The 14,247-nt window shown below is 67.1% G+C and carries 14 protein-coding genes; 9 read left to right on the top strand and 5 right to left on the bottom strand.

The window, feature by feature from the left end; all coding sequences use genetic code 11:
- Positions 1–109: 109 nt before the first annotated feature.
- The 8 genes from FHX72_RS18100 (at position 110) to FHX72_RS18065 (ending at position 8,847) form a co-directional block, all read left to right on the top strand.
- On the top strand, positions 110–727 hold the full coding sequence (locus tag FHX72_RS18100) for a DUF6668 family protein (RefSeq protein ID WP_183626928.1): 618 nt from the start codon (positions 110–112) through the stop codon (positions 725–727).
- Between the two features lie 10 nt (positions 728–737).
- Positions 738–1,043: a hypothetical protein gene (locus tag FHX72_RS18095; protein WP_183626927.1), complete on the top strand. Its 306-nt coding sequence runs from the start codon at positions 738–740 to the stop codon at positions 1,041–1,043.
- Positions 1,044–1,056: 13 nt separating this feature from the next.
- Positions 1,057–1,824 (top strand): DUF8175 domain-containg protein, encoded by a 768-nt coding sequence (locus FHX72_RS18090; protein WP_183626926.1) that lies wholly within the window; start codon positions 1,057–1,059, stop codon positions 1,822–1,824.
- A gap of 105 nt (positions 1,825–1,929) precedes the next feature.
- Complete coding sequence (locus FHX72_RS18085; RefSeq protein ID WP_183626925.1) at positions 1,930–3,534, top strand: TrbL/VirB6 family protein; 1,605 nt, start codon at positions 1,930–1,932, stop codon at positions 3,532–3,534.
- Entirely contained in the window at positions 3,521–5,032 is a 1,512-nt protein-coding gene (locus tag FHX72_RS18080; RefSeq protein WP_183626924.1) for an SCO6880 family protein, read from the top strand. The genes FHX72_RS18085 and FHX72_RS18080 overlap by 14 nt, the downstream gene beginning before the upstream one ends.
- Entirely contained in the window at positions 5,029–6,600 is a 1,572-nt protein-coding gene (locus FHX72_RS18075; protein WP_183626922.1) for an ATP/GTP-binding protein, read from the top strand. The genes FHX72_RS18080 and FHX72_RS18075 overlap by 4 nt, the downstream gene beginning before the upstream one ends.
- On the top strand, positions 6,597–8,396 hold the full coding sequence (locus FHX72_RS18070) for a type IV secretory system conjugative DNA transfer family protein (RefSeq protein WP_183626920.1): 1,800 nt from the start codon (positions 6,597–6,599) through the stop codon (positions 8,394–8,396). Before FHX72_RS18075 ends, FHX72_RS18070 begins: the two co-directional genes overlap by 4 nt.
- Positions 8,389–8,847: a DUF4913 domain-containing protein gene (locus FHX72_RS18065; RefSeq protein WP_244964388.1), complete on the top strand. Its 459-nt coding sequence runs from the start codon at positions 8,389–8,391 to the stop codon at positions 8,845–8,847. The genes FHX72_RS18070 and FHX72_RS18065 overlap by 8 nt, the downstream gene beginning before the upstream one ends.
- A gap of 64 nt (positions 8,848–8,911) precedes the next feature.
- On the opposite strand, the gene FHX72_RS18060 is transcribed toward FHX72_RS18065, so the two are convergent.
- From FHX72_RS18060 to FHX72_RS18050, 3 genes are read right to left on the bottom strand one after another with little or no spacing between them, the layout of a single operon-like run.
- Positions 8,912–9,760 carry a hypothetical protein gene (locus FHX72_RS18060; RefSeq protein WP_183626916.1) on the bottom strand — a complete coding sequence of 283 codons (849 nt, stop codon included), beginning with the start codon at positions 9,758–9,760 and terminating at the stop codon, positions 8,912–8,914.
- 16 nt (positions 9,761–9,776) lie between these two features.
- The gene (locus FHX72_RS18055) at positions 9,777–11,486 is read right to left on the bottom strand and encodes a relaxase/mobilization nuclease domain-containing protein (protein ID WP_183626914.1); all 1,710 of its coding nucleotides are present in this window, start codon (positions 11,484–11,486) and stop codon (positions 9,777–9,779) included.
- Complete coding sequence (locus FHX72_RS18050) at positions 11,483–11,893, bottom strand: plasmid mobilization protein (RefSeq protein WP_183626912.1); 411 nt, start codon at positions 11,891–11,893, stop codon at positions 11,483–11,485. The genes FHX72_RS18055 and FHX72_RS18050 overlap by 4 nt, the downstream gene beginning before the upstream one ends.
- Positions 11,894–12,170: 277 nt before the next feature.
- Here FHX72_RS18050 and FHX72_RS18045 point away from each other — a divergent pair, with 277 nt between their 5' ends.
- Positions 12,171–12,548: an SPFH domain-containing protein gene (locus tag FHX72_RS18045; protein WP_183626910.1), complete on the top strand. Its 378-nt coding sequence runs from the start codon at positions 12,171–12,173 to the stop codon at positions 12,546–12,548.
- Between the two features lie 88 nt (positions 12,549–12,636).
- On the opposite strand, the gene FHX72_RS18040 is transcribed toward FHX72_RS18045, so the two are convergent.
- Complete coding sequence (locus FHX72_RS18040; protein ID WP_183626907.1) at positions 12,637–13,533, bottom strand: zeta toxin family protein; 897 nt, start codon at positions 13,531–13,533, stop codon at positions 12,637–12,639.
- 116 nt (positions 13,534–13,649) lie between these two features.
- Positions 13,650–14,213 (bottom strand): helix-turn-helix domain-containing protein, encoded by a 564-nt coding sequence (locus FHX72_RS18035; protein WP_183626905.1) that lies wholly within the window; start codon positions 14,211–14,213, stop codon positions 13,650–13,652.
- Positions 14,214–14,247: the final 34 nt, after the last annotated feature.

The raw sequence follows: 14,247 nt of genomic DNA, 5'->3' as shown, positions 1-14,247 counted from the left end.
ACAGCACTGGATAGCTTCACGTCAGCTACACTCTTCTCTATAGTTAAATTGGCTTGTCGGGCTTGGTTGAGGTCGACAGACATGCCGCAATTATCGGGGGAGGTAGAAGATGAGCACGGCTCATAACCCATGGGTCTCCCAGCCGCTGGTTCCGCCCGTGGAGCTCGAAGCGAGCGCAGACGCAATCTCGACGGGCATACAGGGGCCGGCTGCTCCGCAACGCGGCGTCCCAGCTCCAGACAGAGCAGACCAGCTCGGCACACGTCCCTTCCACCGGGAAGCCGAGCTCTTCTTAGTTGGAGCTCATGGCGGCGCGGGGGAGTCCTCCCTTGCGGCGCTCTCTCCGAACTGGGTCGCTGCCGGACACGCGTGGCCGCACGTCACGACGTCGAACAACCGTTCTCGAGTCGTCATCGTCGCCCGCTCGAACATGCAAGGGCTGCTTGATGCGCAGCGCGCGGCGACACAGTGGGGCTCGGGACTGGTCCCGTTCGTCGACGTAGTGGGCCTCGTCATCGTCGCAGACGCCCCAGGCAAGCTCCCGCGCCCGCTGCGCGACTTCGCCGCCATCGTCGGCGGCGGAGTCCCTCGCGTCTGGAACGTGCCCTGGAGCGACGCCCTACGCCTCGGGGAACTCCCGGACCCCACCACAGCCCACAAGGACGTTCGCGCCTTTGTCACCGATCTGACCGCAATTCTCACTGGTGCCTCGCGCACCACCCACTGAAAGGACCGTCATGAGCCCTGAACTCATCACCGCTGTCGCGCTCGTCGGAGACTACGCAGCCACCGTCGCCCCGCTGGGCATCCCGGACTCCCCGCCCATCCAGCCTCCGGGCACCGAAGGCGTCACCACGATCATGGGCTGGTTGAAGTGGGTCGCCCTCGCGATCTGCGTCATCGGCCTCATCATGGCCGGTGCCCTCATGGCGATCCAGTCGCGCCGTGGTGAGGGCGGCGAGCACGCCGGAAAGATCGGCATGGCCCTCGGTGGCGTCATCGTCATCTCGGCCGCGACGTCCCTCATCGGGTTCTTGATCTAAGGAGCGCCGCAACATGGCCAACAACGAAGAAAACACCTCCAGCCCGTTCACGCGCCCAGGGTTCATCGTCGCGGCCATCGTCGTCGCAATTGTGGCGACACTCGGCATCACCCTCGCCGTGGTGGGCGCACTCAACAGGCAGGATGACGAAGCGGCGGCCCCACTGGCGAGCGCGACCAGCCAGCCAAGCACCGCTCCATCCGAGCCTCAGGCGACCGAGGAACCTGCTCCCGAAAGCAGCAGCGTGTGCGGCCTCCCCGGTGAAGTGCTGACCGGTTCCGTCACGGCGGCTCCCGAAGCGGAGTGGGCGTTCGATGGAACTCTGGGGTACCCGAAGTCTGCAACGTATGGTCCAGGGCAGACCGATGAGAACGGGATCCGCAGCTGCTTCCAGCACTCGCCCGAAGGCGCAGTGTTTGCCGCCGCGAACGCAGTCGCCCAGGGCAGCAACTCCGAAACCGTTGGCTTGTTCCTGGACTACTTCCTCGCTGAGGGACCGAACCGTGAGGCCGTCCTGGCCGCAGGACCGGGAACCGGTGGCGGCAATACAGGCGTACGCGTAGACATCGAAGGTTTCCGCATTCTGTCCTACACGGGCGACACAGCACGCATCGATATCGCGGCGCAGGGCTCCACGAACGGGCAAGTCGTCAACCTGTCGTCGGTCTACGACCTGGTGTGGGAAGCCGGTGACTGGAAGCTCAGCGTGACCGACCCGAACGCACCCATCGACGTGGCGACCATCCCTGACCTGGCGGGGTACATCGCCTGGAGCGCCTAGACCGTGGCCGCGGCAGACCCGGGCTGCACCGGGTGGAACTATTGGAACGTCAACTGCCATTTGGCGGAAGGCGCGCAGGCTGTCGCCAGCGGCGCAGTTGAAGACTTGGCCAATTCCATTGCAGAGGGCGTCGGCAAGATGGTGGCTTCCCTCGGCACCATCTGGGTCTACATCGGTACGCCGAACCTGACCGATAGCGGTGACCAGACCGTCGTGGGTGCACCTCCGATCAGCACAGAGATAGAAGTGCTGCTCGGCTGGGTGACCTGGCTCGGTCTCGTCTTCGCCATCATCTCGGCGGTCTTCCTGGCCATGCAGATAGCGACCCGCATGCGTGCCGGTGAGGGCTTCATGGCGGTCGGGAAGCTCGGATTCGTCCTCGGCGGCGTCGTGCTCATCAGCGCGGCAAGCGCTCTCGTGGCTCAGCTCGTGAGCAGCGGAGGCCCGCAGGGGGTCGGCGGTGCTGCGTTCTTCATCCAATCCTCGCTGTGGTGGATTCTTGGAGCCGTCGCCGTGTTGTCGGTGATCATCGGCGGCATCCGCATGGCTTGGGAGAAGCGCGCTGAGCCCGGGCGCGATCTCGTGCAAAGCCTCATCACGCTCATCGCCGTCACCGCGTTCGGAACCTCCATGGTCGGCATCTTGATCAGTGCATCCGACCAATTCTCCGTGTGGGTGTTGAACGCGTCGACGAACTGCCCCACAGGGGTCGACGCCGAAGGCAGTGCCTGCTTCGGGGAGAACATCACGACGCTCCTGGCCTTCACGAACAACCCGGCTGGGGGAGCACTCGCGCCCATCCTGATCATCATTCTGGGCCTCATCGCGATCCTGACCTCTGCGTTCCAGATCGTGCTCATGGTCGCTCGTAGCGGCATGCTCGTCGTCCTCGTCGGCATCCTCCCGGTCGCCGCAGCCGCGACGAACACGGAGATGGGAAAGACCTGGTTCAAGCGCTGCGTCGGCTGGATCATCGCCCTCGTCCTCTACAAGCCAGCCGCTGCGATCGTCTACGGCGCGGCGTTCCAACTGGCCGGCACCGACGTCTTCCAAGACGACGGCACTGGCATCTTGGCGATTCTGACCGGCCTGATGCTGATGATCATCGCGCTCTTCGCGATGCCCGCTCTCATGCGCTTCGTGACGCCCATGGTCGGTTCGATGGCAGCCGGCGCCGGCGGCGGGATGCTCGCCGCCGGCGCCCTGGCGGCTCTCCCCAGTGGCGCCGCAGCCCTCGGTCGCCTCTCGACAGGAGGTGGCGGCGGTGGAAACGGCAACAGCGGCCGTTCCGGCGAGAAGGGCGACAGCGGTTCGAGCTCGGCACCCACAGGTGGGAAGTCCGGTAGCCAATCCGCGTCCTCATCGGCGCAGAACGCTGGCGCGCAGAGCGCAGCTGGTGGCAAGTCGGGCGCCGCAGCATCCTCCGGCGCAGCCTCGACGGGAGCCGCGACGAGCGGTGCCGGCGCAGCAACCGCAGGAGCGGGAGCTGGGGCCGGTGCAGGTGCTGGAGCTGCTGCGGGAGCCGGTGGAGGTGCCGCAGCGGGCGCGACCGCAGGAGCCGCGGGCGGCCCGGTCGGCATGGCGGCTGGCGCTGCCGCGGGTGTAGCGCTCGGGAAGGCGCAGCAAGCGGGACAGGCCGCGGCAGGAGCCGTGAAGGACCTCGGTGAGCAATCGACTGGAGAAGGAGGCGGCCCAGATGGTAGCCGTTGACCCCAACAACCGCGCGCCCCGTACCTACGGGAACTGGCGACGTCCAACCTCCCCCGGCCTCATGGGCCTCGGATCGGTCGGCACCGCGCTCATGCTCGGCTGCCTCGTGCTGGTGGTGCTCATCGTGATGCTCGTTGGCGTGCTGGAGGCGGCGATCACCTTCGGGGTGCTCTCGATCCTCATGCTCGCAGTGGTCACGAAGGACTCGCACGGGCAGTCCGTGGTGAGCCGCATCGCGACCCGCCTCGGGTTCGCCGCGGCGCGCAGCCGGGGCGCGAACGTGTACCGGTCTGGCCCCATCGGCCGCACCGACTGGGGAACGTACCAGCTCCCCGGCCTCGCAGCTCCGACGCGGCTCAGCGAGCACCGCGACTCGTACGGTCGCCCGTTCGCGCTGATCTACACGCCGGCGACGCTCTCGTACTCCATCGTGCTCGGCACCGAGCCAGATGGGGCAGCGCTCGTCGACCCAGAACAGGTCGACTCGTGGGTGGCCGACTGGGGCCACTGGCTCTCCAACATCGGGGACGAACCGGGCCTGGAGGCCGCGGCCGTCACCATCGAGACCGCCCCGGACTCGGGGACACGGCTGCGCCGCGAGGTCGCCACGAACATCGATGCGTCAGCACCCGAGTTCGCGCGCGGCATGCTCACCGACATCGTGGACTCGTACCCGTCCGGCTCCTCGACCGTGAAGGCCTACGTGGCACTGACGTTCTCCGCCACGATGCGATCCGGTGGCAAGAAGCGCAGCGCCGACGACATGGCGCGCGAGCTGGCCGCTCGCATCCCGGGCCTCACTGCTGGGCTTGAAGCGACGGGTGCTGGGGCTGCGCATCCGGTCGCCGCGCAAGAGCTGTGCGAGACCGTGCGTATCGCGTATGACCCGGCCGCGGCAGCCCTGATCGATGAGGCGCACGCGAACGGGGAGACGCCCGAGCTGACCTGGCCCGACGTTGGCCCAACGGCCGCGCAGGCCGACTGGGGCGGATACCGCCACGACTCGGCCTACTCGGTCACCTGGTCGATGACCTCCGCTCCCCGCGGCAGCGTCCAGTCCGGGGTCCTCGCGAAGCTCCTCGCCCCACACCGCGACATCGCGCGCAAGCGCATCACGCTGCTGTACCGGCCGATTGACTCGGCGCGAGCTGCGGCCATCGTTGAGGCCGACCTGTCGGCCGCTCAGTTCCGCGCGACCGCGACGGCGAAGCCCTCCGCCCGTGACAGCCTCGGCATCCGCGCCGCGGAAGCCACGGCACGCGAGGAAGCATCCGGCGCGGGCCTCGTCGAGTTCGGCGTGCTCGTGACGGCAACCGTCGACGATCTCGACATGGTGGCCGACGCGCGAGCTGCCATCGACAACCTGGCCGCGACCGCACGCCTGCGTGTGCGTCCGGTCTTCGGATCGCAGGACTCCGCATTCGCGGCAGCCCTGCCGCTGGGACTCGTGCTCCAGAAGCACGTCAAGGTGCCAGCCGAACTGAGGGACAAGCTATGACACTCACCAGGCGCGACAAGGGAGCGAGCGAGAAGAAGCGCAAGAGTTCCAAGGCAGCCAAGAACGAAAAGACCGAGCCCACCGCACTCCGTCCTAAGCGGCCGGGGATGCGCGGCTGGCTCGGCAAGGGCCGTGGCGAATCCACGTACGTGCAGGCTCCTCAGGAGTGGCGGGGCACGACGGTCCAGGTGTGCGGGCTCTGGCCGTTCGCCATCGGGACCGGCACGCCCATGGTGGGCGTGCCGCTTGGTCGCCATATTCACACGGGCGCGACGCTCTGCTGCGACCCCATTTCCTGGTTCCAGCGGGCCAAGCTGATCTCGAACCCCTCGGTGTTCGTACTTGGCAAGCCCGGATTGGGGAAGTCTTCGATCATCCGGCGCATGGCCGCCGGCCTTTCTGGCTACGGCGTGATTCCCATGGTGTTGGGTGACTTGAAGCCGGACTACCTGGTGATGATCCAGGCGCTCGGCGGGCAGGTCATCGAGCTCGGACGTGGCCGCGGATACCTCAACATCCTCGACCCCGGCGAGTCCACGGAAGCAGCTCGCCGGCTGCGCTCGGAGGGCTACGAGAAAGAAGCCCTCCAGGTCCTCGCGGACGCGCACGGCCGTCGTCACACGATGGTCTCCGCGCTCCTGACGATCATGCGCGGCGCTCCGCCAACCGACCGGGAAGAGACCATCCTGGACCGAGCGTTGAAGGTGCTCGACGACACCCACGAGGGCGTGCCTGTGCTGGGCGATCTCCTCAAAGTCATCCAGGACCCACCCCTGGAGGTGCGGGCGGTCGCGCTCGACCGCGGCAGCGATGAGCGGTACAAGGAGATCACCGAAGACCTCGAAGCCTCGCTGATCGGGCTCACGGGCGGTGGCCGTCTCGGGGAGATGTTCTCCAAGCCGACGACGAACCCGATGCGTCGTGACCGGCCCGTGGTCTACGACGTCTCCTCCATCGACGACTCCGAAATGGACCTCCAGGCCGCAGCGCTGCTCGCGTGCTGGTCCGCCGGGTTCGGCACGGTCAACGTCGCGAACGCCCTCGCGGACGCGGGCCTGGAGCCGCGACGGCACTACTTCGTGGTGCTCGACGAACTCTGGCGAGCCCTCCGCGCCGGCCGCGGCATGGTCGACCGCGTGGACGCGCTCACCCGCCTGAACCGAACTCGAGGAGTCGGCATGGCGATGGTCACCCACACGATGAGTGACCTTCTCTCCCTCGCTTCTGAGGAGGACCGGATGAAAGCGAAGGGGTTCGTGGAGCGCTCGGGAATGGTCATCTGCGGCGGGCTCCCGTCCGCGGAGATGCCGCAGCTCACGTCCGCGATCCCGCTGTCCCGAGCGGAGCAGGACTTGCTGATCGGCTGGCAGGACCCGCCCGCGTGGGACCCGACGACGAACCAGGAAGCGACCCCTCCCGGGCGGGGGAAGTTCCTGGTCAAGGTCGGCGGGCGCCCAGGCATCCCCGTCGACGTGCAGTTCACGGCAGCCGATGACCTGATGAGCGACACGAACACGCGCTGGCACGAACAATCTCGCGTCGGTGACAGGGAAGGCGAAGCATCATGAGCTCACAGCATCGGGAACGCTACGACAACGGGGCGCGCCTTTCGGGCGGCACACTGCTCATGTTCTGGGGCATCGGCCTCGTCGTGGTCACGCTCGCCGTCGTGTGGGTCTCGATGGTTCTCGGTCACAAGCTCGCGGCCACGGGCACCAATCTCCCGGTCGATCCGTTCCAGATGCTTTTCGGGCTCCTCGGCGGCGATCTCGCCTGGCCCGGAGTGTGGGGCACCGTCGTCGCGATTGGCTGCGGTGTGGTCCTCGCCGCGTTGCTCACGCTGTTCCTCATCGCCAAGATGCGAAGCGGCCGCAAGCGCAGCCGCGTCGACTACGCGGCCCGCTCGATGGGCCGGGGTCGCGACATCGCCGGGTTGAAGCGCAAGGCCGTCGAAGGCACCGCGCAGCGTCTCGGCGTCGACGGATTCGTGGGCGTCGAGGTCGGGAAAGCCGTCATCGACGGGCAGACGCTCTACGGCTCCGTCGAAGACATGCATATCGACATCTGGGGGCCTCGCACGGGAAAGACGACCTCTCGTGCCATCCCGGCGATTCTGGACGCTCCAGGGGGCGTGCTGGTGACCTCCAACAAGCGCGACGTCGTGGACGCCACCCGTGGCGTCCGCGCGAACGTGGGGCCGGTCTGGGTGTTCGATCCGCAGGGCGTCGCGAACGAGCAACCGACGTGGTGGTGGAACCCCCTCTCGTACGTGACCGACGAGGTGAAGGCGAAGAACCTCGCCGCCCACTTCGCAAACGGCTCCCGACCAGCCGGTGCCAAGACGGACGCGTTCTTCGAGCCCGCAGGAAAAGACCTCCTCGCAGGGCTCCTCCTCGCCGCGGCCCTCGACCAGCGGCCGATCACCGACGTCTACACGTGGCTCGCGAAGCCCGACGATGAAGAATCGGCAGTGATCCTCCAGCAGCACGACTACCCACTGCTCGCACAGCAGCTGCGCGGCGTGATCCGCTCACCCGAGAAACAGCGCGGCGGCATCTACGGCACGGCCATGCAGATGGCCGCGTGCCTCACGAACCGCCAAGTGGCCGCGTGGGTAAACCCGCAAGGCGAGCACGACGCGCGCCCGCACTTCAACCCCGCCGAGTTCGTGCGCACCCCAGGCACGCTCTACAGCCTCTCCATGGAGGGGGAGAGCACCGCCGGCCCTTTGGTCACCGCACTGACCGTGGCCGTCACGGAAGCCGCCGAAGAGCTCGGCCGCCAGTCCCCCGGTGGACGCCTGCGCGTGCCGCTCGTGGGCGTGCTCGATGAGGCCGCGAACGTGTGCCGGTGGGCGCAGCTCCCGAGCCTCTATTCGCACTACGGCTCGCGCGGCATCATCCTCATGACGATTCTGCAGTCCTGGTCGCAGGGCGTGGACGTGTGGGGCGAGTCGGGCATGCGCAAGCTCTGGTCCGCCTCCAACATCAAGGTCTACGGCGGCGGCGTCGACGAGCCCGCGTTCATGAAGAGCATGTCGGAAGTCATCGGAGACCGAGACCGACAGACCTCCACCACCTCCTACACGCGAGGGCAGCGCACCGTCTCGAACAACGTGAACCGAGAACGGATCATGGACGTCGACGACCTCACCGCGCTCCCCAAGGGCCGCGCGATCGTGTTCGCGTCCGGCTCCCGGCCGGTGCTGGCCAAGACCATCCCGTGGATGGCTGGCGCGCACGCCGACGCGGTGAAAGAGTCCATCCGGAGGTATGACCCGCAGGGACAGCAGACGATCACTGACGCGGAGAAGGAGCTGCGCGACGAGCAGGCGCGCCAGCGGAGGGAGGGTGTCAATGCCTAAGGACTGGGAAGCGTTCGGCACCGGGGCGGCGGCGTTCGCGCCCGACCCGAGCGACGTCGACGACGACGTGGAACCGGATGTGGAGTCGGGTGCGACTGAGGAGTCTGACCTGTACTACGCCTCGTTGGATGAGTTCGTGCGCGGCTTCCTGATCAGCGGATACGCGCGGCACATCAACGGTCACGCGCGCGTGTGGGCGGGACGCTACTGGGAGTACCCCGAAGCGATGTCACGGCTTGGGGCGATGTGGCGGGCGTGGGAGTTCCTGCGCAAAGATTCCGCGACCGGGCTCAGCGTCTGGTACCTGAACCACGCCGACCCGCACATGCGCGTCTTGCTGGACAAGGACGGCCCATTCGCTGGCGCTGACCACGACAACCCAGAGAACCTAAATCGTCCGGGAGAGCCGCTGCCATACGTGCCAGAGGAGGCGTCCAGGACGACTCAATAAGACCGCACGCACGACGAAGGGGCGGGAATGACTTCAAGCCATTCCCGCCCCTTCTGCATTCCACTCAGCGGCCGAGCTCAGCCTGCTGGGTCTTCTGCGGCCCGCCCACCTTACGTGCCTTGGGTGCCTTCTTCGGGCCGCCGTGCTTGACCGCAGCACTGGGTGGCGTGGCTTGGCCGATGTCCTCGTGCATGCGCGCTGCGATGGCCTTCTCGCTCATACCCTGCTTCTGGAGCTCCTGAGCGGTCGCGTCGCGGCGCTCGGCGCTGTCGTAGAGCACTTCGCTCTTGTCACGCGCCACCGTCGACGAGGTGTCGCGCTGCGCCGCCTCGACGGTGGCCCGCTCGCGCTCCTCAGCGTCCGGTTCGAGCTCGGCGGCGCTGCGCGCAGCGTCCGCGTCGCGGTCGTCCCGGTTTGCGTCAGCGTCAAGCAACAGCGCCTCGGCCCGCTCGCGTTCGGCGCGCGTCCGCTCGGCCGCCGCGCGCTCTTGGTCGACGCTGCCTTGCACCGCGTTTGTGACCTCGACCCCGCTCACCGCTCGCCCGTCCGCGGGGACATCGATGCCGTACCGAGTCTTGATTTCCTGCCGCATCCGAAGCTCCGCGCGAGCTGCCTCCGGGTCCTCCTGCTGCCAGGCACGGGCGGTCTGGAAGCGCTGCCCGATCTCGTCCGGCGTTGCGCGATCCCACCACTCTGGGCGCTGCACGTCGACGTACTGCGTGCGCGCCATCTGCTTCTCAGCTTCGAGGCGCGACGCCAGCTCGCGCGCCTCGCGGTCGCTGCTCTGCTGTGCCCGCCGCTTCGCGTCCTCGCGAGCTCGGGCGAACATCTCCCCCGCGCGCGCTGCGGTCATCGCGACCATCCGCATTTGACCTTCGAAGGCTTCCTCGATGCCGTCTGATTCCTCAGCCATGATCCGTGTTCCCTTCCTATCGCTCCACGCCGGTATCGGCCTGTGGTGTCGGTTCGTAAGTGCGCGTCGGCTGCTCCAACTTGTTCGGCAGCGGCGTCCGCACGGCCTCCTCGGGCGGGCGCGCCTGACCGATGCGTTCGTGCTCGTAGGCGATGCGCGCCTTCTCGCTCATCATCGACGTGTCACGTTCCGGTTGCTTCACCGCGACGCCCGGAATCGGGCGTGCGTCGAGGCGGTCACGCACGGCGGCGAGCCGGTATCCGGTGTCGGTCATGATGCGGTCGGTGATGGTCTTCTGGCGGTGTGCTTCCGCGTAGTCGTGAATCGCGCCCATGAGTCGCAGCATCTGCCGAATCATGGCGCGCTGCGCGACCACGCCCTGACCCCCGCGAGTGGCCGCGGCGACGATCATCGCCGTGCCCGCAAGGGCCTGCATGTTCACCTTCGGCTCACGCTCAGGCTGCCGGTAGGTTTGCGCGGAACGCGACAGTGCTTCGGCTGCGACAGCGAGGTGTCCGGGGGTCTTCTCGGTGGCATTCGACCATGCAGCCAGGATGCCCGCGGAGTGTCGCGAAACCCTCGCCCATGTCTCGCGATCTTCGACCGGAATCTGCTCCAAACGAGCAACCGTCTCTTGCAGCTCCTTGCCCTGCCGCTCCCACATCTCGGGGTCGATTTCCTGCGTCTCACGCCCCGGCGCGACGGCGCGACGGCCACGGTACGCGGCCTCCCATTCCTTGGCAGCATCGGATGCGCCCGTGGGGGTATCCGGCCACTCTGCGCGCAACCTCGGCAGCGTCAGATCGCGGCCCATCTGTCCACCGCCGTACCAAATCGGACGCTCCCCGTAGGTGGGTCGCGCGGCCACCGAGTAGCCCGTCACGACGTCCGTTCGACCGTCCGCGAAACGTGGGCGCACGAGCAGCCCGACGCGGCGCATGCGGCGCACGAACTCCCCCTCGTCCTGTGACGCAGCGGCAGCGCCTCGAACGCGAAGCGAGAGGAGGTAGCGGGGCTGATCAGTGTGCAGCTCGGCAGCGATTTTCGTGCGCCGGTCGTCACCGGACAGCGCCTCCCACGCGGGCGACTTCGTATCGCCGGTCGCGCGCTCACGCTCGTAACGAGCTCGCGCCCGAGACCGCGCCTGCGCCTCGCGCTCCGCGGGGTCGAAACCGCGCGTCGCGCGCTCTTGCCGCACCGACTCCAGCTCCTCCAAGCCGTGCTTGGTTTCCAGCGCACGAGTGACCTGCTGCGCGCGGTAGTAGTCATTGTGGATGGGAGCTTTCGTGCCGTCTTCACGAACCAGATTCACCGCGATGTGGATGTGGTCGTTGCCGTTCTTCGAGACGCCATGACGGACCGCGACCCAACGGCACGGTGCCTTCGTGCCCTCGTGGTCATCGAACCCCATCTCGCGCACGAACTCCTCCGCGATCTGGCCCCACTGCTCGTCGGTGAGCTGACCCTCGTCTGCGCGCAGCGATAGTGACGCGTGCCAGACGTGGCCGCCGTTGACCTCGGTGTCATACATGCGTTTCGGCAGGTCGAGGTGGCGAGCGATCTCGACCGCGGATTCGCGGCTCAGCTCCGCGTCGTCGTACCAAGACATGAGGGGGCTGTCACCAGCAACCAGGTGTGGTTCTTCGTGCTCGTTCGAGCGGCCTGGACCGACGAGATACGTCAGCAAGCCGGTCATCCGATCACCGCGCACGACATTCGGCATCATGGCTTCGGCATCTCCTCGATGGCCGCATTCATTGCGACGGCCGCCGTGCGCACTGCATCCAGCGTGTGGCGCAGCGGCTCCCGCAGCTCGGACGGCACCGACCCCTCGGCGTTCGTCGCCTTCGCGATCTGGTTCAGGTTGTTCCCCAAGCTCGCCAGCGTCCGGTACGCGGCGAACATGTCCACCAGCAACGCGCGACGATCCGAGGGAATCTCCGCACCGTCCTCGGCCAAAGCTGACTCCACGAGCAGCCGGGGAATGGTGATCCCCTTGGCATTCGCCTTCCGCAGCAGCGCGCCCTCTTCCTCGGGCGTCACCTTCACCTCGTGACGGTGCTGCCGACCACCCTCGACATTCGCGCGACGACGACGGTCGAAGAACCGCCCGCGAGAAGCCTGCTCATCCATGAACACCACTCCCCTTTCCGGCCTAGCGCAGCGAACCAACAACGTTGGGACCACACCACCAGTGTGCCAAGCCAGAGACGGAAAGTCGAGGGCCAAGCCGACTTAGCACAGCTAAGTCTATAGCTTGCTCCGTCTGGGACACCCTGCGGAGCGGCACACGTCGCCAGACGCGGGTCGTGACGCGTTGCGGGCCGAGCCCGCGGGAAAGCGCACAGCGCTTGACCCAGAGAGCGCTCAGCGCTCGACGTTCTGTGTCCGCGTCCCTACGATGGAGAGCATGAGTAATAGCGTGAGCGTTCAAGAAGCAGTGGAGCGCGCAAAGCGCGCGGAACAAGACCGCATCGAAGCGATCCGAGTGCTCGCCACAGCGCGGCAGTCAATCACCGACGCTCGCGACGACGCAGCGCGCGAACTCGCGGAGTTGCAAGCGCATCACGCGGAGCTCCAGCGCGACGCGGAAGCAGCCGACGTGCGCGCCTACTCGGCGGCGATCAAGGCGGGCTGGAGCGCGGACGCCTTGCGTGACATCGGCTTCACGGAACCCGAGAAGAAGAAGCGCGTTCGCGCCCGCTCGGCTCGGAAACCAAAGGTGGCGGCAACCTCCTCCCAAGCTGACACCAATGGCGGCGAAGAGCAGCACACAGACCAGCAGTAACGCGCACGTCCTCGCGACCATGAGCGGTTGCGAAAGACCCCCTGCACCGGGCTACCGGGGCAGGGGGTCGTGACGTTCCGGGCGGCATCTACCGGCCGAGATCGGGACCACGCTTCGGATCGACCTGTGGCTGCTGCGGATGAGCGATGTTGTAGTGCTCAGCTGCGGCGGCGGCCTTCGGAGTCGTGAGCGCAGCCCCTGGCGCTGCACGCTTCATGTCGACCTCCCAGGACGCGACCGCGGGACGCTCTGACGTGCTCTCCTGCGTGGTGCGATAGACGCGGTAGCGCTGCACCACCGGGCACTCATCAGCGAGCACCCGCGCGGCAGCCTCGGACTTGCTCTTTCCGTTCGGTCCGTCGAACACGCTGCGTGCGTATTCGCTCGGCACCCAACGACCACCGAGCCCGCCCTTTTCGGTGGCTTCCTCGTAGGACTGCTGCCACCGTTTCGCGATGCGACCCTGCGAAATTTCGTAGGACACTTCAACGTCCAGCACCTCTGCCGTGTACCCCTCGGCTGCGAGCTGCTGCCCGAGCTGACGGGCGCTCGTCTCCGACGACAACACGGTGTCGATGATGACGTTCTTCCCCTCACGCAACGCCTCGTCGCGCAGCTCCTTCGCGAGCATCGAGGACTCCTCGTGCACGAGCGACGCAAGCTCCAACGGGAAGAACTGCTCACCCGTCGATTCGAGCCACTTCACCGCCTCCGGCTTGATGAACGATTCATAGCTGCCATCGCGCAACGCCTCCCGCAACAGCATGGCCTTGAACTCGTCCGCGTCCACCGTCAGGTACTGCTCCGACCGCTCCCCCAGCACCTCACCTTTGGCGGTCGACTTGCCAGCGCCGGGAGGCCCCGCCAGCACCATCGCGCGCGACTCGTTGCGCACGTCCGGGTACTTCTCCAGGTACTCGCGTTTCAGCGCCTTGTGGAGCTCAAGACGCTGCGGCGTCGGCGTCGAAACCCCACGCTGCGTCACGAACCACTCAGGGTTCCGAATCGTCGCCGTCGGCGCATTCGGCGCGAGCGCCGCACCATCACGCGAAAGCTCCACCACACCTCGCCGGTGACGCTCCACCAGCGACGCATCCACCACTAGGCAGCCCCGGCCAGCACATCACCAGAGGCCGCCTCAACGAACCGCTGCGCAGCCTCGCTCGCCTCCTCATGAGTGAACCCACGGTAAGGCTCCCCCGAAGCCTCCTGGCGCGCGTCCAACGCAGCGGTCTCCCGCTGCACGAATCCGTACACATCGAGGCCGATCAGTCCTTCGCTCTCGGCGCGCACGATGTCGTCCCACGAACCCGGCACGGAGAACAACAGGTCGTTGTACCCGTCCGTGCGCTGCGTCGGCTTGTAGTCCCACCGCAGCAGCTCGTGGACGAGTTGGAAGAGCGTCAGCTCACCGATGGAGTAGCGCTCCGCGATCTCGAACGGGTCAGCGCCCGAGAACCCCTCGACCAGCGGCGGCGCAGCCGCTGCGGCCTTCATCGTCTTCGACACGTTGGGCTGCGCGATCCCGAGCGCGCGTGCGATCTCCCGCTGCGAGCCAAGCTGCGCGAGCTCGGCCACCTTGCGAATGTATGTGAGCCGGTCGAGCTCCGAACGGCGACGGAGCAAACGCGCCTCTTTGGCGCGGTCTTCAAGCTGAGTAGACATGCGGACCTCCAAGTAGTGATACCCCAAGGTATCA

This window comes from Pseudoclavibacter helvolus, assembly GCF_014191305.1.
In the GTDB taxonomy this organism is placed as follows: domain Bacteria; phylum Actinomycetota; class Actinomycetes; order Actinomycetales; family Microbacteriaceae; genus Pseudoclavibacter; species Pseudoclavibacter helvolus.
The sequence above is the reverse complement of the archived record's forward strand: the minus strand, read 5'-3'. Positions and strand labels throughout refer to the sequence as shown.